This is a genomic window from Skermanella sp. (genome assembly GCF_059503625.1).
Genome location: NZ_JCACHA010000522.1, coordinates 1 through 2,098, shown reverse-complemented (window position 1 = coordinate 2,098; position 2,098 = coordinate 1). Strand labels below are relative to the sequence as shown.

Genomic DNA, 2,098 nt, shown 5'->3' with positions numbered 1-2,098 from the left:
CGGACGAACTAGCGGTTCCCAATCTTGCCGTGCGGATGAAAACCGTGTCCGATTCAAAATAACCTTTGAACCTCTTGCCGAAATTTTATTGACACTTAAATCTCCATGTGCGACTTCAGTGCATCGAACACAATGAATAACCAGGATACTGGGCATGAGTGACCAGCTAGAACACGATGGGCCTGATGGGGCCATTCTACGGATGACTGCGGAGATAGTATCCGCTTACGTCAGCAAGAATGTGCTTCCGGCGACCCAAATCCCCGAAGTCATCAATACCGTTTTCACCTCGCTGACTGGTTTGAACGGCCAGCCGCGCGAGGTCCAGGCCGAGCCGCAGAAGCCGGCCGTGCCGATCCGCAAGTCCGTGACTCCGGAATACATCGTTTGCCTGGAAGACGGTAAGAAGCTGAAGATGCTGAAGCGGCATCTCCGCTCGACTTACGGCATGACTCCCGACGAATACCGCACGAAGTGGAACCTGCCGCCGGATTACCCGATGGTTGCTCCCAACTACGCAGCTCAGCGTTCCGAGTTCGCGAAGAAGATCGGTCTCGGCCGCTCCTCCGGGCGTCAGACGCGGCGCCGCGCTTCCTGATTCTTCGAGCACTCCGGCGTTTGCCTGATGGCATCGCCGCCGCGCAAGCGAAGGCGCGGTCCGGTCTGCCGGCAAGTCGCATTTTATTTGCCTGACGGGCAGATGGGGCAGGTTTCCGAACCTGCTCGTCTGCCCGGAATTACGAATCCGGTTATCTGAATACTTCCGAACATGGCGGATGCGGCGGCAAACCGACATGCTGATCCGTCCGCCGTTCAGCGCTGGGGCGACGTTCCCGCCTTCTTGGCCAGTACATAGTTCAACTTCGCCAGGACGGTCCGCTTCAGCATTTCCTGACTGTGGTTGAGCGGACCGACTACGCTGACTTCGGTCAGTGTCGCCGCATCCATGGCTGTCGCCTTCATGTACGTACCGACCCGCTGAAATTCCAGCAGGACCTCGCGGTCCGGCGGTTTCGTCATGTGATCTCCTGTTCTTATATAATTTCGGACTGGGCGACCGGTCATGCCGTACCATGGCGGTGGTACGGATGTTGTCCTATGGTGAATAGTGCCGAGAGCCTTTCAATTCGGTAAATTGCTCATCGAGGTCGCCCTTCGCCGGCGGTCCCAGGAATGACGCCAAGGCCGCCGTTCGTCGATGGCCATAAGAATGAAAAGTCGGAGAACACAGTAATGACCGCAAGCCCGATCGCGACTGCTGGGGAGATGGCCGGGGAAACCGGCAGCAAAGGGGCCGCCGTCCGGTTCCAGTGGGAAGATCCGCTGCTGCTGGAAGACCAGCTTACCGAGGAAGAGCGCATGGTGCGCGACAGCGCCCGCGCCTATGTCCAGGACAAGCTGATGCCGCGCGTGATCGAGGCCAACCGGCACGAGCACTTCCACCGCGAGATCATGACCGAGATGGGCGAGCTTGGGCTGCTCGGTCCGACCATCGACGGCTATGGCTGCGCCGGCGTCGGCTATGTCAGCTACGGCCTGATCGCCCGGGAGGTCGAGCGGGTCGACAGCGGCTACCGCTCCGCCATGTCGGTCCAGTCGTCGCTGGTGATGCACCCGATCCACGCCTACGGCACGGAAGAGCAGCGCGAAAAGTACCTGCCCCGGCTGGCGACCGGCGAGTGGGTGGGTTGCTTCGGCCTGACCGAGCCGGACGCCGGATCGGACCCCAATTCCATGAAGACGCGGGCGCGCAAGGCCGATGGCGGTTACCTGCTGTCGGGCTCCAAGCAGTGGATCACCAATTCCCCCATCGCCGACGTCTTCGTCGTCTGGGCCAAGGACGATGCCGGAGATATCCGGGGCTTCGTGCTGGAGAAGGGCATGAAGGGGCTGAGTGCGCCCAAGATCGAGGGCAAGTTCAGCCTGCGCGCCTCGATCACCGGCGGCATCGCGATGGACGAGGTTTTCGTCCCGGAGGAAAACCTGCTGCCCAACGTCAAGGGCTTGAAGGGGCCGTTCGGCTGCCTGAACAACGCGCGCTATGGCATCTCGTGGGGCGCCATGGGGGCGGCGGAGTTCTGCTGGCACCAGGCGCGCC

Annotated in this window: 3 protein-coding genes; 2 read left to right on the top strand and 1 reads right to left on the bottom strand. The window is 61.0% G+C overall.

The window, feature by feature from the left end; genetic code table 11:
* Window positions 1-154 precede the first annotated feature (154 nt).
* Window positions 155-598 (top strand): Ros/MucR family transcriptional regulator, encoded by a 444-nt coding sequence (locus AC5JJ6_RS11190; RefSeq protein WP_044434935.1) that lies wholly within the window; start codon window positions 155-157, stop codon window positions 596-598.
* A 215-nt stretch (window positions 599-813) separates the two neighbouring features.
* Here the strand turns inward: AC5JJ6_RS11190 and AC5JJ6_RS11185 are convergent, their stop codons facing one another.
* Window positions 814-1,020 (bottom strand): DUF6898 family protein, encoded by a 207-nt coding sequence (locus AC5JJ6_RS11185; RefSeq protein WP_044434936.1) that lies wholly within the window; start codon window positions 1,018-1,020, stop codon window positions 814-816.
* A gap of 246 nt (window positions 1,021-1,266) precedes the next feature.
* Between AC5JJ6_RS11185 and AC5JJ6_RS11180 the strand changes: the two genes are divergently transcribed.
* A partial coding sequence (locus AC5JJ6_RS11180) for an acyl-CoA dehydrogenase family protein (protein WP_496042104.1) occupies window positions 1,267-2,098 on the top strand: 832 nt, incomplete at its 3' end.